Annotated in this window: 18 protein-coding genes; 7 read left to right on the forward strand and 11 right to left on the reverse strand. The window is 71.7% G+C overall.

Features of this window, described 5'->3' with window-relative positions; all coding sequences use genetic code 11:
* The first annotated feature begins 23 nt into the window (after window positions 1-23).
* The gene (locus tag HNR57_RS08275; RefSeq protein ID WP_184558386.1) at window positions 24-689 is read left to right on the forward strand and encodes a hypothetical protein; all 666 of its coding nucleotides are present in this window, start codon (window positions 24-26) and stop codon (window positions 687-689) included.
* A gap of 22 nt (window positions 690-711) precedes the next feature.
* Here HNR57_RS08275 and HNR57_RS08280 read toward each other — a convergent pair whose 3' ends face one another.
* The 4 genes from HNR57_RS08280 to HNR57_RS08295 all read right to left on the reverse strand — a co-directional run bounded on the left by HNR57_RS08280 (window position 712) and on the right by HNR57_RS08295 (window position 7127).
* Window positions 712-1257 (reverse strand): DUF4760 domain-containing protein, encoded by a 546-nt coding sequence (locus HNR57_RS08280; RefSeq protein ID WP_184558388.1) that lies wholly within the window; start codon window positions 1255-1257, stop codon window positions 712-714.
* A 94-nt stretch (window positions 1258-1351) separates the two neighbouring features.
* Window positions 1352-2779, reverse strand: a complete 1428-nt coding sequence (locus tag HNR57_RS08285; RefSeq protein ID WP_184558390.1) for a S28 family serine protease — start codon at window positions 2777-2779, stop codon at window positions 1352-1354.
* Between the two features lie 114 nt (window positions 2780-2893).
* Window positions 2894-3283 (reverse strand): hypothetical protein, encoded by a 390-nt coding sequence (locus HNR57_RS08290; RefSeq protein ID WP_184558392.1) that lies wholly within the window; start codon window positions 3281-3283, stop codon window positions 2894-2896.
* Window positions 3284-3395: 112 nt separating this feature from the next.
* Complete coding sequence (locus HNR57_RS08295; protein ID WP_184558394.1) at window positions 3396-7127, reverse strand: ABC transporter ATP-binding protein; 3732 nt, start codon at window positions 7125-7127, stop codon at window positions 3396-3398.
* A 141-nt stretch (window positions 7128-7268) separates the two neighbouring features.
* Between HNR57_RS08295 and HNR57_RS08300 the strand changes: the two genes are divergently transcribed.
* A complete protein-coding gene (locus tag HNR57_RS08300; protein WP_184558396.1) occupies window positions 7269-7634 on the forward strand; it encodes a hypothetical protein in 366 nt (121 codons plus the stop codon).
* Between the two features lie 16 nt (window positions 7635-7650).
* On the opposite strand, the gene HNR57_RS08305 is transcribed toward HNR57_RS08300, so the two are convergent.
* Both HNR57_RS08305 and HNR57_RS08310 read right to left on the reverse strand, forming a co-directional pair.
* Window positions 7651-8613, reverse strand: a complete 963-nt coding sequence (locus HNR57_RS08305) for an esterase-like activity of phytase family protein (RefSeq protein ID WP_184558398.1) — start codon at window positions 8611-8613, stop codon at window positions 7651-7653.
* Window positions 8614-8812: 199 nt separating this feature from the next.
* The gene (locus tag HNR57_RS08310) at window positions 8813-9664 is read right to left on the reverse strand and encodes a serine hydrolase (RefSeq protein ID WP_184558400.1); all 852 of its coding nucleotides are present in this window, start codon (window positions 9662-9664) and stop codon (window positions 8813-8815) included.
* Between the two features lie 207 nt (window positions 9665-9871).
* Between HNR57_RS08310 and HNR57_RS08315 the strand changes: the two genes are divergently transcribed.
* From HNR57_RS08315 to HNR57_RS08325, 3 genes are all read left to right on the forward strand, one after another.
* Complete coding sequence (locus HNR57_RS08315; protein WP_184558402.1) at window positions 9872-10009, forward strand: hypothetical protein; 138 nt, start codon at window positions 9872-9874, stop codon at window positions 10007-10009.
* A 111-nt stretch (window positions 10010-10120) separates the two neighbouring features.
* Window positions 10121-10741, forward strand: a complete 621-nt coding sequence (locus tag HNR57_RS08320) for a DUF7691 family protein (RefSeq protein ID WP_184558891.1) — start codon at window positions 10121-10123, stop codon at window positions 10739-10741.
* 178 nt (window positions 10742-10919) lie between these two features.
* Window positions 10920-11522, forward strand: a complete 603-nt coding sequence (locus HNR57_RS08325; protein WP_184558404.1) for a hypothetical protein — start codon at window positions 10920-10922, stop codon at window positions 11520-11522.
* A 16-nt stretch (window positions 11523-11538) separates the two neighbouring features.
* Here HNR57_RS08325 and HNR57_RS08330 read toward each other — a convergent pair whose 3' ends face one another.
* From HNR57_RS08330 to HNR57_RS08340, 3 genes are read right to left on the reverse strand one after another with little or no spacing between them, the layout of a single operon-like run.
* On the reverse strand, window positions 11539-13224 hold the full coding sequence (locus HNR57_RS08330; RefSeq protein WP_184558406.1) for a thiamine pyrophosphate-binding protein: 1686 nt from the start codon (window positions 13222-13224) through the stop codon (window positions 11539-11541).
* On the reverse strand, window positions 13221-14201 hold the full coding sequence (gene speB, locus HNR57_RS08335) for an agmatinase (protein WP_030838119.1): 981 nt from the start codon (window positions 14199-14201) through the stop codon (window positions 13221-13223). Before speB ends, HNR57_RS08330 begins: the two co-directional genes overlap by 4 nt.
* Window positions 14202-14257: 56 nt before the next feature.
* Entirely contained in the window at window positions 14258-15724 is a 1467-nt protein-coding gene (locus HNR57_RS08340; protein WP_184558407.1) for a sodium:solute symporter family protein, read from the reverse strand.
* A 121-nt stretch (window positions 15725-15845) separates the two neighbouring features.
* On the opposite strand from HNR57_RS08340, the gene HNR57_RS08345 reads away from it, so the two are divergent.
* Window positions 15846-17327, forward strand: a complete 1482-nt coding sequence (locus HNR57_RS08345) for a PucR family transcriptional regulator (RefSeq protein WP_184558408.1) — start codon at window positions 15846-15848, stop codon at window positions 17325-17327.
* Window positions 17328-17420: 93 nt separating this feature from the next.
* Window positions 17421-18209, forward strand: coding sequence for a phosphatase (locus HNR57_RS08350; protein ID WP_184558410.1), 789 nt, complete (start codon window positions 17421-17423; stop codon window positions 18207-18209).
* A gap of 82 nt (window positions 18210-18291) precedes the next feature.
* Here HNR57_RS08350 and HNR57_RS08355 read toward each other — a convergent pair whose 3' ends face one another.
* Complete coding sequence (locus tag HNR57_RS08355; RefSeq protein WP_184558411.1) at window positions 18292-19167, reverse strand: acyl-CoA thioesterase; 876 nt, start codon at window positions 19165-19167, stop codon at window positions 18292-18294.
* A gap of 35 nt (window positions 19168-19202) precedes the next feature.
* Window positions 19203-20360: an acyl-CoA dehydrogenase family protein gene (locus HNR57_RS08360; protein ID WP_184558413.1), complete on the reverse strand. Its 1158-nt coding sequence runs from the start codon at window positions 20358-20360 to the stop codon at window positions 19203-19205.
* Window positions 20361-20384: the final 24 nt, after the last annotated feature.

Genomic DNA, 20384 nt, shown 5'->3' on the forward strand with positions numbered 1-20384 from the left:
CGAGCACACTCGGGGGGTCGGCGATGCGTGAGAGAAGTTCCGTGGGGGTGGTCTGTGGCCTGGTGGCGCTGCTCGGCACGCTGCTGACCGGCTGCCAGAGCCCGTCGGGCGGCGTGGCGGAGGACGGCCGGCTGGGCGATCCCGCGACCGGCAGGACCGGGAAGACCGCCACGGCGTCACCGGTCCCGACCCGGCCCTCCGGGTACGGGGCGGTGTTCCTCGCGGTCGGCGAGTGCAGTTCGTTCGGTACGACCAGCTTCACCGAGGTGCCGTGCTCCGGGGAGCGGGCGGCGGCCCGGGTGGTGGCACGGCACGACGGCACGGTCCGGGACGGGCCGCGCTGCCCGGCGACCACCGACTTCGTGCTGCACATCAGCGAGCAGCGGCCCGCGTCCGACGAGGACGGCGACGGGGCGGTGCCGCAGGGCTACGCCTGCATGCGCAACCTCCAGCCGCCGCACCCCGGCGACCCGGGCGGCGGGGGCGGGCCGCGCACGATCGTCGGCGACTGCGTCTACGGTTCCGGCAACGGGCAGGTCCGCGAGACCGCCTGCGACGGCGAGGGCGAGCGGAAGCCGCAGTACAAGGTGACCCAGGCGGTCACCGAGCGGTCCGACTGCCCCGGCCCGACCGCCCTGTACGTCCGGCTGGGCGGGAAACGGCCCGTGGGGTGCGCTCGGCCGCTGTGAGCGACGCCCGCCCTCGCCCGCGTCAACGCATCAGCCCCCTGCGTGACAGTCGTCGCCGGGCCTCGGCCATCTGGTCACGCACGTGCTCGGGGGGCAGCTCTGCCGCCAGCCGGGCCAGTTCTTCGAAGGTCGACAGATAGGTTCCGCTGCTGCCCTCGCCCCGCAGCTCCCTCTCCCGCTCCACGAACGGCCGGACGGCCTTCCAGACCGAGACGATCCGGGTGCGCAGGACCGTGACCAGCAGGGTCTGGTCGAGCAGACCGAAGACGGCGAGGTTGGCGAACGACTGGTAGTAGTAAACGACGCTGCAGAAGGCCGTCTTGGCCTCGGCCGGTAACCCGCGCACTCCGTTCTCCGGGTCCTGCTCGGCTCCCAGGCGGTGGCACACGTAGTCGTGCTGCTCGTGGAACTCCGCGGACCGGAACTCCCTGAGCAGGTCGATCAGCACCGATATGTGGTTGGCGTGCTTCGCGGTGCGGGCCTGCCGTGCGCTGAACACGATGGAGGTCACCACTGCGACGACGGCGATGGCCGTGGTCACGACGTTGAAGACGACAGAACTGTCCATCCGGTCACCGTACGGAGCATTCACCGCGAGCGCAGGGACATGCGAACCGCCCCTCGGCCCGGAGGCCGGGGGGCGGTCGAGTGCGCGCCTTCGGTTACGGACGCAGCGTCATCTCACGCTGGGTGTCCCGCTTGTCGAGCTTGGCGTCGAACTTCGCCAGCGGCTTCGCCGCCTGCGGGTCCGCCTGGACCGCGGCGGGGGCGACACCGGCCCAGTCGAGGATGCGGGCGGTGGCGAGGGCCTTCTGCTCGGGCACGAGGCCCGCGACGTTGGCTCCGTGGTTCATGCCGGGGGCGGTCATGACGTAGGAGTCCTTCGCGCCCTTGCCGACGCGGAAGGGCTCCGCGCCCCACGGGTCGTTCTGGCCGTAGACGAACAGCATCTGCCGGGCGTTGTGGCGGACCCAGGTGTCGATGTCCCGCATCGCCTGCGGCTGGAACTTCATGGGGATGTCCCGCGGGACGAAGTTGCGCGGCGGCTGGTAGCCGTAGCGGATGTACTGCTTCTCGATGTGCGGGAAGCCGATCGTCGGCGCGCCGAGCTGGGTGCCGGCCTGGTAGTAGTACGGCGTGTAGTTCGACAGGCCCTGGTCGGCGTAGGCGGAGAAGCCGGAGATCGTGTCGACGGAGTCCCAGATCTGGTCGTCGGTGGCGTTCTTGGCGTCGGCCGGGATCTGGTCGCAGTCGGACAGCAGGCTGTACTGCCAGAAGCCCCACACGTAGTCGAGGACGGTCGCCTCGTAGGCCTTGTCCAGGCTTCCGATGGTGTTGAAGGTGAGGCCGTTGTCCTGGGCGAAGGCCGCGTACTTCTTCTCCAGCGGTTCGCGGCGCACCAGCGCCTCGCGCTGCACGCCGTTCAGCCGGTCGCGGCACTCCTTGGTGCCGACTCCGGCGAAGAAGCGGTCGTAGGCCGAGTCCTCCTTGTTCACCACGTCGTTGGGGGCGACGTAGGCGACGACGCCGTCCATGTCCCGCGGGTAGAAGCGCTCGTAGTAGGTGGCGGTCATGCCGCCCTTGGAGCCGCCCGTGGAGATCCACTTCTTGCCGTAGATGCCCTTGAGGGCCTTGAAGACGCGGTGCTGGTCGCTGGCGGCCTGCCAGATGTCCAGCTTCGACCAGTCGGCCGGGGCGGGCCGGGACGGGGTGAAGAAGCGGTACTCCAGGGACACCTGGTTGCCGTCCACGATCTGGGTCGGCTCGCTGCGGCGGGGCGTGGTGGAGACGTTGTAGCCGCTGGTGAAGAACACCGTCGGGCGCGAGACGTCCTTGTGCAGCACGGTGATGCGCTGCTGGAACGTGCCCTTCGACGGCTTGCGGTGGTCGACCGGCTGCGTGTAGTTCAGGACGAAGAAGCGGTAGCCGGTGTACGGCTTCTCCTCGACCAGGCTCATGCCCGGTATGGAGAGCAGCCTCTCCTTGATGTCGGTGGTGCCGGCGGCGTCGGCGGCGGTGGCCGCTCCCGCCGTGCCCAGTGTGCCTATGAGCACCGTGAGCGCCAGCAGCCATCTGAGCGCCTTGCGCATGCGCACTCCCCTGTGAGACAGATGTGCGCCGGAAGCTAGCGGACCAACTCACCGGAGCACCAGGGGACATAGGGAAAACCCTGTGCGCGGGGGCGTGTTACGGGGGGCGCGGCGTCAGCAGAGGATCCAGCCGGATGTGAACTTCCCCCGGCCTACCTGACCCTTGAGCCAGACGCAGCGGCGCCCGGCGTGCACGGTCACCGGGCCCGCGTGATGGACGTACTTGCCCTCGTCGACGACCGGCCGGTTGCCGCGCGCCTGCACACTCACCGACATCTTGCGCTTCACGCCGGGCTTCTTGGTGAGGGTCACGGCGCAGACGTAACCGCCGCGCTTGTAGACGAGCACGGTCCCGGTGGAGAACGGCAGGGTGCGGACCTTGCGGCCGGAACAGTACGCGGAGGCGGCCTGCGCCTCCCCCGGCGCGGCGACGGCGAGCAGCCCGGAGGCGGTCAGCACGGCCAGTCCGAGCGCGAGCCGCCGGCGTATCGCTCCACTGTGCACTGTCGTCCTCCCGTACCGCGCCGTCCGCGACCATCGGCGTACGCCAGTACGGACGCATGACGTATGTCGGATGGTTGCACGAGCGTTACGAAAACGCCCTCGGGCGGCTCCGTCAGCGGGACGCGCCGACCGGCTCCTCCGGCTCGGCGGCGCCGATGAACGTCCGCCACAGCTGCGCGTACCGGCCGCCGCGGGCGAGCAGCTCCTCGTGCGTGCCGTCCTCGGCGACCCGGCCGTGGTCCATGACGACGACCCGGTCGGCGCGGGCGGCGGTGGTGAGGCGGTGGGCGACGACGAGGGTGGTGCGGCGGCCTGCCAGGCGGTCGGTGGCCTGGTTGACCTGGGCCTCCGTGGCCAGGTCCAGCGCGGCCGTCGCCTCGTCGAGCAGCAGGACGTCCGGGTCGACCAGCTCGGCGCGGGCCAGCGCGATCAGCTGGCGCTGCCCGGCGGACAGGTTGCGGCCCCGCTCGGCGACCTCGTGGAGGTAGCCGCCCTCCAGGGTGGCGATCATGTCGTGCGCGCCGACCGCGCGGGCCGCCGCCTCCACCTCGGCGTCGGTGGCGTCGGGGCGGCCGTAGGCGATGGCGTCGCGGACGGTGCCCTGGAAGAGGTACGCCTCCTGCGGGACGACCCCCAGACGGTGCCGGTACGAGGTGAGGTCCAGGGCCCGCAGATCGGTGCCGTCGACGGTGACCCGGCCGCCGGTCGGGTCGTAGAAGCGGGCCACGAGCTTGACGAGGGTCGACTTGCCCGCGCCGGTCTCGCCGACGAAGGCGACGGTCTGCCCGGCCGGGATGCGCAGGTCGACTCCGCCCAGGGCCTCTTCGCCGTCGCCGTAGGCGAAGTGCACGTCCTCGAAGGCGATGTCGCCGCGCAGCGACAGCACCTCCAGGGGTTCGTCGGCGGACTTCGTCGACGTCGGCTCCCTCAGCAGCTCCTGGATGCGGCCGAGCGACACGGTCGCCTGCTGGTAGCCGTCGAAGACCTGGGAGAGCTGCTGCACGGGCGCGAAGAACAGGTCGATGTAGAGCAGGTACGCCACCAGCGAGCCGATGGCCAGCGTCCCGTCGTCGACCCGGGCCCCGCCCACGATCAGCACGGCCGCCGCGGCCACCGACGACAGGAACTGCACGAACGGGAAGTACACGGAGATCAGCCACTGGCCCCGGATGCGGGCCTCACGGTAGTCGGCGCTGCGTCCGGCGAACCGCCGCTCGCCGTCCCGCTCGCGCCGGAACGCCTGCACGATCCGCAGCCCGGACACCGACTCCTGCAGGTCGGCGTTGACCACCGACACGCGTTCGCGGGCCAGCTCGTAGGCCTTCACGCTCGCGCGGCGGAAGAAGAACGTGGCGATGATCAGCGGCGGCAGCGTGGCGAAGACGACCAGCGCCAGCTCCACGTCGATGACCAGCAGGGCGACCATGATGCCGAAGAAGGTGACGCCCGAGACGAAGGCCGTGACCAGGCCCGTCTGGAGGAACGTCGACAGCGCGTCGACGTCGGTCGTCATCCGGGTCATGATCCGGCCGGTCAGCTCACGCTCGTAGTAGTCGAGCCCGAGGCGCTGGAGCTGGGAGAAGATCTTCAGCCGGAGCGAGTACAGCACCCGCTCGCCGGTCCGCCCGGTCATCCGGATCTCACCGATCTGGGCCGCCCACTGCACGGCCACCGTCAGCAGTCCCAGCAGGGCCGCCGCCCACACGGCGCCGAGCGCGGCCTGGGTGACGCCGGAGTCGATGCCGTGCCGGATCAGCACGGGCAGCAGCAGGCCCATCCCCGCGTCGGTGGCGACCAGGGCGAGGCTGACCAGCAGCGGCAGCCCGAAGCCGCGCAGCAGCCGGCGCAGGCCATAGGAGGACTCGGGCCGGACGGCCTTCGACTCGTCGATGTCCGGGACGTCGGTCGCCGGGGGCAGCGCCTCGACCTGGGCGAGCAGCTCGGGGGTCGCGGGGCTCTCGGCGAGGGCGGTGTCCTTGCGCTCGCGGTCGCCGGTCCACAGCCGGGGGGTGACCCCGCGCTCGGCGTCGAACTCGGCGTCCAGCTCGTCCCGGACGGAGGTGTCCTCCCGGGGACAGGCCGGCTGGGCGTGGCCCGGGGAGACCGCGCCCAGCTCGTCCGGGTCGGTGAGCAGGCGCCGGTAGAGGGCGGACCGCTCCTGGAGCTCGTCGTGGGTGCCGATGTCGGCGAGGCGGCCGCCGTCCAGGACGGCGATGCGGTCGGCGAGGTTCAGGGTGGAGCGGCGGTGGGCGATCAGCAGGGTCGTGCGGCCCCGCATGACCCCCTTCAGCGCCTCGTGGATCTCGTGCTCCACGCGGGCGTCCACGGCGGAGGTGGCGTCGTCCAGGACCAGCAGGCGCGGGTCGCTGAGGATGGCGCGGGCGAGGGCGACGCGCTGGCGCTGGCCGCCGGAGAGGGTGAGGCCGTGCTCGCCGACGGTGGTGTCGTAGCCCTCGGGCAGCTCGGCGATGAACCGGTCCGCCTGGGCGGCGCGGGCGGCCTTCTCGATCTCCTCCTGGGTGGCGTCCGGGCGGCCGTAGGCGATGTTGTTGCGGACGGTGTCGGAGAAGAGGAACGAGTCCTCGGGGACGAGGCCGATCGCGGCGCGCAGCGACTCGGTGGTCAGCTCGCGCACGTCGTGGCCCCCGACCAGGACGGCCCCGCGGGTGACGTCGTAGAAGCGCGGCAGGAGCAGGGAGACGGTGGACTTGCCGGAGCCGGAGGAGCCGACGACGGCGAGGGTCTCGCCGGGGCGGATCTCGAAGGACAGCCCGTCGAGGACGCTGCCGGGCGCGCCGGGGGCGTCGTCGTAGCCGAAGGAGACGTCGTCGAACTCGACCGTCGCGGGGGCGTCGGCGGGCAGGTCCTTGTGGCCGTCCTCGATCGACGGCTCGGTGTCGATCAGCTCCAGGACGCGCTCGGTACCGGCGCGGGCCTGCTGGCCGACGGTGAGCACCACGGCGAGCATGCGGACCGGGCCGACCAGCTGGGCGAGGTAGGTGGAGAAGGCGACGAACGTGCCGAGCGTGATGTGCCCGCGCACCGCCAGCCAGCCGCCGAGGGCCAGCATCGCAACCTGGCCGAGCGCGGGGACGGCCTGCAGGGCCGGGGTGTAGACCGAGTTCAGGCGGATGGTGCGCAGGCGGCCCGCGAACAGCCGCCGGCCGACCGCCCGGAGCTTGCCGGTCTCCTGCTCCTCCTGCCCGAAGCCCTTGACCACGCGCACGCCGCTGACGGCGCCGTCGACCACGCCCGCGACGGCGGCGGCCTGGGCCTGCGCGTACCACGTGGAGGGGTGCAGCCGGGTGCGGCTGCGCTTGGCGATCCACCAGATGGCGGGGGCCACCGCCAGCGCGACCAGGGTCAGCGGCACGGACAGCCAGGCCATGATCACCAGGGAGATCAGGAAGAGCATGAAGTTCCCGATGGTCATCGGGAGCATGAAGAGCAGGCCCTGGATGAGCTGGAGGTCACTGGTGGCGCGGCCCACGACCTGGCCGGTGGACAGCTCGTCCTGACGGCGGCCGTCAAGCCGGGCGATCGTGCCGTACATCTCCGTCCGCAGGTCGTGCTGGACGTCGAGGGCGAGGCGTCCGCCGTAGTAGCGGCGGACGTAGGTGAGGACGTAGACGGCCAGGGCGGCGGCGACGAGGAGGCCGGCCCAGGTGGTCATGTCCCTGGTGTGGTCGGTGATGACGTCGTCGATGATCACCTTGGTGATCAGCGGGACGAGGGCCATGACGGCCATGCCGGCCAGGGAGGAGCCGAGGGCGAGTACGACGTCCTTCGGGTGGCGCCACGCATAGGCCCACAGTCGCCGTGCCCATCCCCGTGTCGGTGTCACACCGGTGCCTTCCATCCGTCCTGAGCTGCCGGAAGGCAACAACGCGCGACCCACCCGATTTCATCCCGCGGCGCGGGCTTCCCGACCGGGGAACGAGGAGCACCCGGCCGAGGACCCAGGACCGGGCTAGGGTCTGCCGTCATGGTGCTCATACTCGCCCAGGTGTCGCGGCGGCCGCGCTTCGCGCGTACCGAGACCGTGGTGGCCCTGGCAGCCGCCCTGTGCTGGCGGCTGCTCGCCTTCGCGATGTACGCCGAGGGCTACGACCTGGACCCGAGCGCGCCGCGCCAGATGTCCGGGGACGCGGAGATCGCGCGCCTGGCCCTGCTCCTCGCGGTCTCGGTCGCGGTGACCTGGTCGCTGCGGCTGCTGCCCTGGCCGCCGCTGCGCACCGCGGTGGACGCACTCGCCGTCGTGCGTCTGGCCGCGGTGCTGATGCTGTCGGCCGTGATGGTGCTGGCCCTGCTCACCGGGGTCCGGGTGCCGCTGCTGGGCTGGGAGATGTGATCACGCCTGGGTGGGGTCAGACCCGTACGCGCAAGGAGTAGAAGCGGGTCGTCTGGGCCGTGTTCTGGTTGTCGTCGCTGACCAGCAGGACCTTCAACGTGCTTTTCGTCCTGCCCGTGATCGTCATGCCCTCGATGTTGTCCAGGAGGGGGTTCGGCTGGGGCTGCTTGGCCGTCGCTCCCAGTGACGGGCAGGTGACCAGGTCGGTGAGCAGGGTCTTCCTCATCGCGTGGCGCGGGTCGGCCAGGTACAGGCGGACCGTGTTGCCCACGCCGGCCGTGAAGCCGCGTTCCAGGACCAGGAGGCGGCCGTCGGGGGTGGCCTGGATCTCGGGGACGCCGAGGCCGGGGTCCGTGCGGTAGGTGTACCGGGCGGCGGGCCGGAAGTGGCTCCCGTGGCGGGTCCAGGTCTGGAAGCGGACGGTGTCGACGGGGTCGCCGGTCAGGGCGTACTCCATGGACGCGACCAGGGTGCGACCGCCGGGCATCAGGGTGAGGCCCTCGAAGGTGCCGTTGGGCTGTCCCCGGCCCGCGGGGCTCACCCGCAGGTCGTCCGGGACGGGGAGGCGGTCGAGGATCCTGCCGGCGCGAGAGTAGCGGCGTACCGACGGCTCGGTCTCGGAGGTGACGAGGTATGTGCCGTCGCCGTCCACGACCAGGCCCTCGGAGTCGAGCGCGGCTCCGGTCTCGTCGGCGAGCGGGACCACGGACCGGGGGTTCAGGGTCCTCGCGTCCAGGCGGAACAGCGACGAGCGGTCCGAGAGGGCGGCCAGGGAGCCGTCCCGGTCCACGGCGAGCGCCGAGAGGTTGCCGACGAAGGTGCCGTCGTACGTCGTCTTGTCGAGCGCGTCGGAGAAGCGGTCGACGGAGACGGACGGCGAGCAGGCGTGGGACGTCGCCTGGGCGGGGCCGGCGGCGGTCAGGCACGTGGCCGCCGCCAGGCCTGCCGTGAGGAGGGCGAGGCGGGTTCTCAGAGGCATGGGCGTCACCGTAGAGCGGGCCGGTGACGCCGGGTGGACGGCAAGGTGAAGGTCGGCCGTTCCGGTGAGCCGGTCACACGGCGAGCCACTTGCCCCGCCTTATGGATGTTTGCCCGGATATGGAGAACGTCCTTCCCCCGCGCTCTGCACCATCCTCGCCATCGTCAAGAGGCTCCTGGACGTCCTCGGCCGGACCGCGTCAACTCGCCGCCAGATCCTTGTGGATGACCTTGGCCACGGCCTGGATGGTGGCGATGCCGTAGTTCATCGTGCTGTTGCCGTGGGTCAGCACGGTCATCACGTAGTCGTGGCCGCCGCCCTTGAACGCGCCGACGCTGTGCACCCGCCACCCGTTCGTGGAGCGCTGCAGCCAGCCGTTCTTGACGGCCACTGTGACGCCCGAGGGCACTCCGTACGGGGTGCCCCAGCGCTGGGACGAGACGACCTGGCCCATCAGCTTCACGATGTAGGCCCGGGAGTTGTCGCTGAGGACCGCGTTCTTGGCGGTGAGGAGCTTCAGCAGCTTCTGCTCGTCGGTGACGGTGATCTGCGTCAGACCCCAGTAGCCGTTCGCGCCGGGCTTGGTCTGCGTCATGCCGGCGGCCGCGAGGAAGTTCTTGATCTTCGTCATGCCGAGCTGCTTCCACAGGGTGGAGGTCGCCGCGTTGTCCGACTTGGTGATCATCGCCTTGGCGAGGGTGTTCTCGCGGTCGGTGAGGTACCGGTTCGTCTTCTTGGCGTCCCACAGCAGCGCGGCGAGGACGGTCACCTTGACGACGCTGGCCGAGTCGTAGGCGGAACTCGCCCGCAGGGTGCAGGTCGTGTCGGTGCTGCGGTCGTAGAGGCCGACGGCCACCGTACCCTTGCGGGTGGCGAGCGCGGCGGTGATGTCCTTCTTCAGCTTGGCGGCGAGCCCCGCCTTGGCGGACGTGCAGATCACGGCCGGAGCGGCGGCGGAGGCGGGCGTGGCGGTGGCGACGAGCGGCACGAGGACGCCCGTACCCACGGCCGCCGCCAGCACTCTCGCGCGGCGGGATATCCCAGAAGTCATGCACCCCATGACTCCCGGACGGGGGCGAATGGTTGTAGGCGTGACGAAGGCTTGTGCGAGTCGTTACCGGAGGCCGCCCGGTTTCACAGGTTGCGGCCAGCTCCGGCACAGCGGCCTCCCACCACGGCCTCCCACCATGGCCGGCCGTCGCCGGCTTCTGATGGGCCGCGGCCGTGTCGCTGGTCCCGCTTCGAGGTGACGGCGTGGGTGCGGCAGCACGGCACGGTGGTGCGGGAGAGCGACTACCGCAACCGTACGAGTACGGACTCCGGCAACGGCTCCGAATCCTCCTCGCGGTCCGGCCAGTCCGCCGTCTACCGCCTGGACGCGTCCGACGTCAGCTGACCCGAACCACCACACACCGCCGAACGGCCCCGACCCCTCGGTCCGGGGCCGTTCCCGCGTCCCCGATCATGGACACCGGTGTCCGGCGATCGGGTGAAGGGAAGCACAACGGTGGGCTACTGCCTGGAGATGAGCACCGGCGACATGAGAACGGTGGTGCGGCTGCTCACGGCGGTGGAGCGGACCGAGCAGCAGGAGCGCACACTGACCCGGGTGCGCACGGAGTGCGAGCGGACCGACGCCCGTTTCCGGGAGCAGGGCATCGACCTGGACGTCTCCATCAGCCGCGCCCTGGACGAGCTGATCGACGGCACCCCGAGTACCGACCTCTGCCCCGCCTACAGCTACGCCTTCTACCAGGCCGTCGCGGCGCACTTCTCCGACCCCACCGACCTCGGCGCCTGGCGCCGCCCGGCGTGGTTCTACGCCATGGACGACGAACTGGCCCGGCACGGCGTACCGTCCGACCTGCTCCCGGGCACGTTCCTGTTCAGCGGTCCGCCGCTGCGGCTGCCCCACCCCGGTGACGCGGTGCCCGCGATCGGCACCCTGCCGGCCCAGCGGGCCTCCGCTCTGGCCGATGCCTACGGGTCCGTGCTCGGCCGCCTGGATCCCGAATTCCGCGACGCGGCCCGCCGGTTCGCCGAGGTCATGCGGTTCGAGGCGGAGGAGTGGGAGAGCGCCCGGAAGCTCGGGGCGAATCCGGACACCCTGCTCTTCTGGTTCCACTGACCGCTGCCGGAACTCTTGACGCCGCCTTTCCCACCGGGATACTTGCGGTCGACAGCGCGCCAACTGCCGTGTCATACAAGGGTTTTGTGTGGACGGCGGCGCCGCTTGTACGAGATCCCGAACGTCGTGCGAAGTTTCGCAAGTTTCGTGACGACCACCCCCACTGGAGGATCCGCACATGAGCCCACGCAAGGCACTCATAGCCGCCCTGACCGCCGCACTGCTGGCCGGACCCGGCGTCGCCCAGGCCGCCACGGTCCAGGCACCGCCCGCCCCCGCCCGGGAACGCGCCGCGGCGGCCACCATCACCTGGTCCCTGGTCCGCGCGAGCAACCCCACCGCGGACCAGCGCTCGGCCTACGACCTCATCACCAAGGCCATGAACGCGGCGGTGGCCCGCTACAACAACCTCAGCGACCTGGGCAAGACCATCACGGTCCGCTACGAGCCGGGGGTCCCCACCGCCGACGGCAACATCAACGGCACCATCCGCTTCGGCAGCAACCGCAGCTACATGAACGAGCGGACGGCGCTGCACGAGATCGCCCACACCATCGGCGTGGGGACCAGCTCGGGCTGGTCCCGCCTGGGCGGCAGCGGCACCTGGACCGGCGGCCAGGCCACCGCCCTCGTCAAGCAGTACGACGGCTCCGGCGCAAAGATCTCCACCGGCGGCGGCCACTTCTGGCCCTACGGCCTGAACTACGACAACGAGTGGTCGGGAACGGCCGCCGACCGCCACGTCCACATCGTCGCCGCGATGGTCCGCGACGGTCTCTGACCGGTCCGGCCGGCGCTCACCCCAGGTGCGTCGGCGCGAACATCCGCAGCACGGCCGGGAGCAGGACCACCGAGGGCCCGGGCGCCCGGAGCGCCTTGGCGAGGTCCTGCTCCAGGTTCTCCGGGGTCGTCCTGACCCCGGGCACACCGAAGGACTCCGCGAGGGCCACGTAGTCGGGCCGGGCCAGTTCCGTCGCGGTCGCCTGGCCGAACGCGTCGCTCATGTACTCGCGCAGGATGCCGTAGCCGCCGTCGTCGACGATCAGCCAGGTGACGTCCAGGTCGTACTGGCGGGCCGTCGCCAGCTCGGCGATCGAGTACAGGGCCCCGCCGTCGCCGGAGACGGCGAGGACCGGCCGGGTCGGGTCGGCCGCCGCGGCGCCGAGTGCCGCCGGGAAGGCGTAGCCGAGGCCGCCCGCGCCCTGCGCCGAGTGCATGTGGTTGGGGCCCTTGGCGTCGAAGGCCGACCAGGCCCAGTAGGCGAGGATCGTCATGTCCCAGAAGGACGGGGAGTCGGCGGGCAGCGCCTTGCGGACGGAGGCCAGCACGTCCTGTTCCAGGGTGAGTTCCTGGGCGGCGATGCGGTCGGCGACCTTGGCGAGCACCTCCCGGACCCGGTCGGCGGCCGTCGCGTCCTCGCGGGCCGGCACCGTCTCCAGCAGCGCCTGCAACGCCAGGCGGGCGTCCGCGTGGATGCCCAGTGCCGGGTGGTTGGACTCCAGCTTGCCGAGGTCGGCCTCGATCTGGACGACCCGGCCCCGGGGCTTGAACGTGTGGTAGTTCGAGGAGAGTTCGCCGAGGCCCGAGCCGACGACCAGGAGGACGTCGGCGTCCTCCAGGAAGTCGGTGGTGTGCCGGTCCTCGATCCACGACTGGAGCGACAGCGGGTGCTTCCAGGGGAACGCGCCCTTGCCGCCGGGGGTGGTGACGACCGGCGCTTGGAGCCGCTCCGCCAGCTGCCGCAGCTTGCCGGAGGCGTCCGCCCGGACCACTCCCCCGCCCGCGATGATCGCCGGACGGGCCGCCTTGGACAGCAGATCGGCGGCCACGGCGGTCAGTTCGGGGCGCGGCGGCAGCTCCTCGGGGAAGGCGTCGCCGCCCGTGACGACCGGTACGGCCGTCTCGGCGAGCAGGACGTCCTGCGGGATCTCCACCCACACCGGGCCGTGCGGGGCCGACAGGGCCGACGTCCAGGCCGCCTCGATCGCGGAGGGGATCTGGGACTGAGTGCGGACGGTGTGGACGGACTTGACCACGCCACGGAACGAGGCGGCCTGGTCCGGGAGTTCGTGGAGGTAGCCGTGCCGGCCGCCGCCGAGGCCCGCCGTCGGCACCTGGCTGCTGATCGCCAGCACGGGCGCCGAGGCCGCCGCCGCCTCCTGGAGCGCGGCGAGCGAGGTCAGCGCACCCGGCCCCGTCGACAGCAGCAGCGGCGCGGCCTCACCGGTGATCCGGCCGAATGCGTCCGCCGCGAACCCGGCGTTGTTCTCCACCCGCAGGCCGATGTACCTGAGGTCAGAGCGGCGCAGCGCGTCGAACATGCCGAGCGCGTGCTGGCCGGGCAGTCCGAACACGGTCGTGGCGCCGAGAGCGGCCAGCGTCTCCACGACCAGGTCTCCGCCGCGTCGGCCGGGAGGAGGGTTCAGGGCGGCCTCCGTCTGGGCGGGCGTGGGGCGGAGCACCAGGTCGTGGTCGTGAGTCACTTCGCTTCCGAGTCCTTCCGGGCCGCGGCGATCTGGCGCGACATGATCGTGGTCAGTTCGTACGCGGTGTGCGACGCCGCCACCGACGTGATCTCCGCGTGGTCGTACGCGGGGGCCACTTCGACGACGTCGGCCGACACCAGGTTGCAGGATGCCAGGCCGCGCAGGATCTCCAGCAACTCGCGCGAGGTCATGCCGCCGGCCTCGGGGGTGCCGGTGCCGGGGGCGTGGGCCGGGTCGAGGCAGTCGATGTCGATGGAGATGTACAGCGGGCGGTCGCCGATGCGCTGGCGGAGCTGGTCGGCGACCTCGTCGGCGCCGCGCCGGTAGACGTCGGCCGAGGTGACGATGCCGAAGCCCATCTTCTCGTCGTCGGTCAGGTCCTGCTTGCCGTAGAGCGGGCCGCGGGTGCCGACGTGGGACAGGGCGGAGGTGTCGAGGATGCCCTCCTCGACCGCGCGGCGGAACGGGGTGCCGTGGGTGTACTCGGCGCCGAAGTAGGTGTCCCAGGTGTCGAGGTGGGCGTCGAAGTGGAGCAGGGCCACCGGGCCGTGCTTCTTCGCCACCGAGCGCAGCAGGGGCAGCGCGATGGTGTGGTCGCCGCCGAGGGTCATCAGGCGGGCGCCGGTGCCGAGCAGGTCGTCCGCGGCGGCCTCGACGGTCTCGACGGCCTCGTTGATGTTGAACGGGTTCACGGCGATGTCGCCGCCGTCCGCCACCTGCGCGAGGGCGAAGGGCGAGGCGTCCTGCGCCGGGTTGTACGGGCGCAGCAGCCGGGACGCCTCGCGGATCGCATTGCCGCCGAAGCGGGCGCCCGGACGGTACGAGACGCCCGAGTCGAACGGCACGCCCACCACCGCGACATCGGCCCGGCCGACCTCGTCCAGCCGGGGCAGGCGGGCGAAAGTCGCCGGTCCCGCGTACCGGGGAACACGGGAGGAGTCGACGGGCCCGCGCGGAGTCTCGTTGCTGCTCATGGAGAAATGCCTTCTTTCCTACGCTTCATCGCGTATGTACTGCTTGCCCTATGACTCTACTGGGAAGCCGGAACCGGTTCGGACGCGAGTTCGGCAGAGCGCCCGGCGAGCCGCTCGCGCCAGGCGGCCAGCACGGCGGCGTCGGTGGCCGGAGTGGCCAGGGAGACGATCAGGTACGCGGCGAGCGAGGCGAGCAGACCGTAGTAGACGGGCTCGTTGGCGAGGATGCCGTAGGTGGCCATCAGCACGACGACCGCGACTCCGCCGGCCACCACGGAGGCCAGGGCGCCGTACACCGTGCCGCGCTTCCACACCAGGCCGCCGAGGATCGGCACGAGCAGTCCGCCGACGAGGAGGTTGTACGCGACGGTCAGGGCCTCCACGACGTTGTCGATCGCGATGGCCGTGGCGATCACCGCCAGGCCCATGAGCAGGATGAAGGCCCGGTTGCCCTTCACCTCGTCGTGCTCGCCGGCCGGCGCGTTCCCGCCGATTCCGCGCAGCCGCGACCAGATGTCGTTGTTGGCGACGGTGGCGCAGGCGATCAGCGCGCCGGACGAGGTCGACATCACGGCGGCCAACGCCGCGGCGAGCACCAACCCGCGGACACCCACGGGAAGTTCGTCCTTCACGATGGTCGCGAAGGCGTCGTCCGCGCTGCCGAGCTTCGGGTACAGCACCTTGGCCGCGGTCCCGATGACGGCACCGGCGAGGGCGTAGGCGAGGCAGTAGGTGCCGGCGACGGTCCCGCCCCACTTGGCGGTCCGGTCGCTGCGGGCGGTGAAGACGCGCTGCCAGATGTCCTGCCCGATGAGCATGCCGAAGGTGTAGATCAGCACGTACGTGAAGATCGTCTCGCCGCCGATGCCCAGCGGGTCGAAGTACTCCGTGGGCAGCTGCGCCTTCATCTCGCTGAACCCGCCGGCCTTCACGACGGCGATGGGCAGCAGCAGGAGCAGCACCCCGACGGTCTTCACGACGAACTGCACCATGTCGGTCAGGGTGATCGACCACATGCCGCCGAGGGTCGAGTACGCCACGACGATCGATCCGCCGAGGACGATCGCGGCCGTGCGGTGCATGTCGAACAGGACGTCGAAGATCGTGGCGTACGCGATGGTCGAGGTGACCGCGAGCATCAGCGTGTACGCCCACATGACGACACCGGAGATGATCCCGGCCCGGCCGCCGCCGTAGCGCAGGTCGAGCATCTCGGAGACGGTGTAGACCTTCAGCCGGGCGATGCGGGCCGAGAAGAAGACGGACAGGGCGAGCAGGCCGAGGCCGATGGTGAAGACCATCCAGGCGCCGGACAGGCCGTACTGGTAGCCCAGGCCCACGCCGCCGATGGTTGAGGCGCCGCCGAGGACGATCGCCGCCATGGTGCCGGAGTACATGGCCGGGCCGAGGCGGCGGCCGGCCACGAGGAACTCGCTCTTGGAGCGGGCGCGGCGCATGCCCCACCAGCCCATCGCCAGCATGCCGGCCAGGTAGACGACGATGACGGAGTAGTCGACGGCCACGGGGCCTCCTTCGATCGGTCTCGCCGAGGGGGACGAGGACTGACCCTAGGTGGCCGGAAAGCGACTGCGAAGTGTACGTTTCATCCATTCGAGCCGGTGCCGGATGGAGGGAACGCACACCATGCCGGATCCGGCGGTCCCGCCCACCCCGCCCGTACCGCTGACCGCGCTGCTGGCCCGTGAGGACCTGGCGCTGCGGCAGCTCGCGGGGCCGCCCGCCGAGGGGGTCGCCGTCCACTGGGTGCACACCTCGGAGATGGCGGACCCGTATCCGTACCTGCTGGGCGGGGAACTGCTGCTGTCGGCCGGCGTGCACATCCCGGAGGCGGCGGGTCCGGGGACCGCGTACTTCGACGACTACGTCGCCCGGATCGTGGCGGCGGGTGGCGCGGCCCTCGGCTTCGGGGTGGCGCCGGTGCACGACAGGGTGCCGGAGGCGCTGGTCGCGGCCTGTGCGGCACACGGCCTGCCGCTGCTGGAGGTGCCGCCCCGGACCACCTTCTCCGGTGTGGCCCGCGCGGTCTGGCAGCTGATGGCCCGGGCCCGCCTGGCCGAGCTCCGCCGTGTCACCGAGGCCCAGCAGAGCCTGGCCACCGCCGCGTCCCGCCCCGACCCGGTCCCGTCGGTGCTGCGCCGGCTCGCGCAGCGGCTGGGCGGGTTCGCGGTGCTGTACGGGCCGGAGGGGGCGGAGATCGCGCGGGCGGGGCGGGAGCCCGGCGACGAGGTGCGCGAGGCACTCACGCGGCTGGCGGAGGTCGTACGGCCGGCCGACGGCCCGGAGGAACGGCCCGCCCCCGCCTCCGCCACCGACACCGTCGCGGGCAGCCACCTCGCCTCCTACGCCCTCGGCGCCGGGCACGGGTTCGTGCTGGCGGTGGCCGAGCCCGAGCGGGCGGCAGGGGACCACACGATCGCCTCCGCCGCCGCCGTGCTGCTGTCGCTGCTCACCGGCGAGCAGCAGAGCGGCACGGGCGCGGCCCGTTCCTCCGCGCTGGTGCGGCTGCTGCTGGGCGCGCCGCCCGAGGAGGTCGCGCCGCTGCTCGGCGACGGGCCGTGGACCGTCGTGCACGCCCGCCCGGACGGTGACGGCACCCCCGAGCCGCTCGCGGCCTCCGCCCTGGGCGCCGCGCTCGGCTCCGCCCTGGTCGACCCGGCGGGTGACGTCGTGCGCGTCCTGGTCCCGGCAGGCCGGGCACCGGCCCCGCTGCCCGGCTGGACCCTGGGCGTCAGCGCCGCCGTCGCCCCGCACGACTGGCCCGCCGCCGACACCCAGGCCGCCCGCGCCCTGGCCCGGGCCCGCGCCACCCGGAGCCCGCTGCTCCGGCACGGTCCGCGTCCCGCTCTGGCCGACCTCGTCCCGTCCGGTGAGGCGGCGGCCCACGCCCAGGCCCTCCTCGCCCCCGTCGCGGCCCACCCGGCGCTCACCGAGACCCTGCACACCTGGCTCTCCCTGCACGGCAGCTGGGACCGCACGGCCGTCGCCCTGTCCGTGCACCGCAACACCGTGCGGCAGCGCATCGCCCGCTGCGCGGCGCTGCTGGAGACGGACCTGGACGACCCGGACGTACGGATGGAACTCTGGTTCGCGCTACGGCACGTCTGAGTACGTGAGCGGGGTCCCTCTGAGTACGTGACGCACATCCCAGCGCTCGATACGCCAGGGACGCCCCCAGTCGGCTGCCTCACAATGGATGCCATGCCGATACCCGGGACACCCAGCCGCGCCGAACTCGTCGAACACCTCGTCAGGACGCGCATCGCGGGCGACGTCGCCACCCCCCGCGAGAACAACCTCTCCCACTACCGCAAGCTCGCGAACAGCGACCGCCACTACTGGCTCGGGCTGGAACTCGGCGACCGCTGGAGCGACGAGCAGGACGTCCTCGCGGTGATGGCGGAGCGGGTCGGCGTGAACGACGACCCCGAGTACCGGTACGGCCAGGACACCATCGACCCGGAGCTGACCGTCGACGGTCTGGAGCGGATGGCCGGGCGGCTGCGCAAGGCGGCGGACGGGCAGCAGCGCGTCCTCTTCGCCACCGGCCACCCCGGCGGCCTCCTCGACGTGCACCGCGCGACCGCGTCGGCGCTGCGCGCGGCCGGCTGCGAGATCGTCGTCATCCCGGACGGGCTGACGACGGAGGAGGGCTACGTCATGCAGTTCGCGGACGTGGCGGTGCTGGAGCACGGCGCCACCCTGTGGCACACCCACTCGGGCGAACCGATGAAGGCGATCCTGAGGGCCCTGGAGCGCGCGGGCCGCCCGCTGCCCGACCTGGTGGTCGCCGACCACGGCTGGGCGGGCTACGCGGGGCAGCACGGCGTGGACTCCGTCGGCTACGCCGACTGCAACGACCCGGCCCTCTTCATCGCCGAGGCCGAGGGCACCGTGCAGGTGACGGTCCCCCTCGACGACCATGTGGTCAGCCCCCGCCACTACGACCCGATGACGGCGTACCTGCTGGCGGCGGCCGGGCTGGACTGACCGACAGGCCCGGCCGGCCAGGCTCCCCGTCCTCTCCCCAAGGGCGGTACGGGGAACGTCGGGCCGGCCTTGCGCATCCCTGTCAGCGGGGAACGCGCACCACGCCCTCCTGGATGACCGACACGGCGAGCCGGCCGTCCTGGGTGTAGATGCGGGCCTGGCCGAGGCCGCGGCCGCCCGACGCCGAGGGGGACTCCTGGTCGTACAGCAGCCATTCGTCGGCCCGGAAGGGCCGGTGGAACCACATGGCGTGGTCCAGGGAAGCCCCGACGACGTCGCCGACCGCCCAGCCGCCGCGGCCGTGCGCGAGCAGGACCGAGTCGAGCAGGGTCATGTCGGAGACATAGGTGGCGAGGACGATGTGCAGCAGGGCACTGTCGACGGGCCCGTCGAGCTTGCCGTTGGTGCGGAACCACACCTGGGAGTGCGGCTCGCGAGGCTGCCCGAACTGCCCGTAGGGCGGCTCCTCGACGTAGCGCAGGTCGATGGCCTCACGGGCGGCGAGGAAGTGCTCGACGACCTTGGGGTCGAGGTGGTCGTAGCCGCGGAAGCGCTCCCGCGAGGTGGGCAGCGCCGCCGGGTCCGGGGCGGGCGGCATGGGCGTCTGGTGGTCCATGCCCTCCTCGTGCTCCTGGAAGGACGCGGACAGCGAGAAGATCGGCCGGCCGTGCTGGACCGCGACCACCCGGCGGGTGGTGAAGGAGCGGCCGTCGCGGATGCGCTCGACGTTGTAGACGATGGGCGCGCCGGGGTCGCCCATGCGCAGGAAGTACGCGTGGAGCGAGTGGGGCGGCCGGTCCGCCGGGACGGTCCGCCCGGCGGCGACCAGCGCCTGGGCCGCGACCTGGCCACCGAAGACCCGGGGGACCACGGCGGACCGGGACTGGCCGCGGAAGATGTTCTCCTCGATCGGCTCGAGGTCGAGCAGATCGAGGAGATCCTGGAGTGCCTGGCTCATGAAGTCAGTTGTATACGCCAGTGATTGCGGGGGCCTTACAGGCCCATGTCCTTGGCGATGATCGACTTCATGATCTCGCTCGTGCCGCCGTAGATGCGGTTGACGCGGTTGTCCGCGTACAGGCGGGCGATGGGGTACTCGTTCATGAAGCCGTAGCCGCCGTGCAGCTGGAGGCAGCGGTCGATGACGCGGTGGGCGACCTCGGTGCAGAACAGCTTCGCGGAGGCGGCCTCGGCGGGGGTGAGTTCGCCGGCGTCCAGGGCCTCGGTCGCGCGGTCGGCGACGGCCTCGGCGGCGTCCACCTCGGCCTGGCAGGCGGCCAGCTCGAACTTGGTGTTCTGGAAGGACGCGACCGTCTTGCCGAAGACGGTGCGGTCCTGGACGTACTGCTTGGCGAACCGGACGGCGGCCTTGGCCTGGGCGTAGGCACCGAAGGCGATGCCCCAGCGCTCGGAGGCCAGGTTGTGGCCGAGGTAGTAGAAGCCCTTGTTCTCCTCGCCGAGGAGGTCCTCGACGGGCACCTTGACGTCGACGAACGCCAGCTCGGCGGTGTCGGAGGTCTTCAGGCCGAGCTTGTCGAGCTTGCGGCCGACCGAGTAGCCCTCGGACTTGGTGTCCACGGCGAAGAGGGAGATGCCGTGGCGGCGGTCCTCGGCGGTCGGGGCGGAGGTGCGGGCGCAGACGATCATCCGGTCGGCGTGCACGCCGCCGGTGATGAAGGTCTTGGCGCCGTTGAGGACGTAGTGGGTGCCGTCCTCGCTCAGCTTGGCGGTGGACTTCATGCCCGCGAGGTCGGAACCGGTGCCCGGCTCGGTCATCGCGATGGCCCACATCTCCTCGCCGGAGACGAACTTGGGCAGGAACCGCTTCTTCTGCTCGTCGGTGGCGAGCATCTTGATGTACGGCAGGGCGAGCAGCACGTGCACGCCGGAACCGCCGAAGGCGACGCCCGCGCGAGCGGTCTCCTCGTAGAGGACGGCCTCGAACTTGTGGCTGTCCAGGCCCGCGCCGCCGAACTCCTCGGGGACGTTGATGCCGAAGATGCCCAGCTCACCGAGCTTGTAGTAGAAGTCGCGGGGCGCCTGGCCCGCCGCGAACCACTCGTCGTACACGGGTACGACCTCGGCCTCGATGAAGGCGCGAAGGGTCTCCCGGAACGCCTCGTGATCCTCGTTGAACACCGTACGGCGCACGCCGCCACCTCCACGACTTCGCAT

This window comes from Streptomyces paradoxus, assembly GCF_014202475.1.
Taxonomy (GTDB): domain Bacteria; phylum Actinomycetota; class Actinomycetes; order Streptomycetales; family Streptomycetaceae; genus Streptomyces; species Streptomyces paradoxus.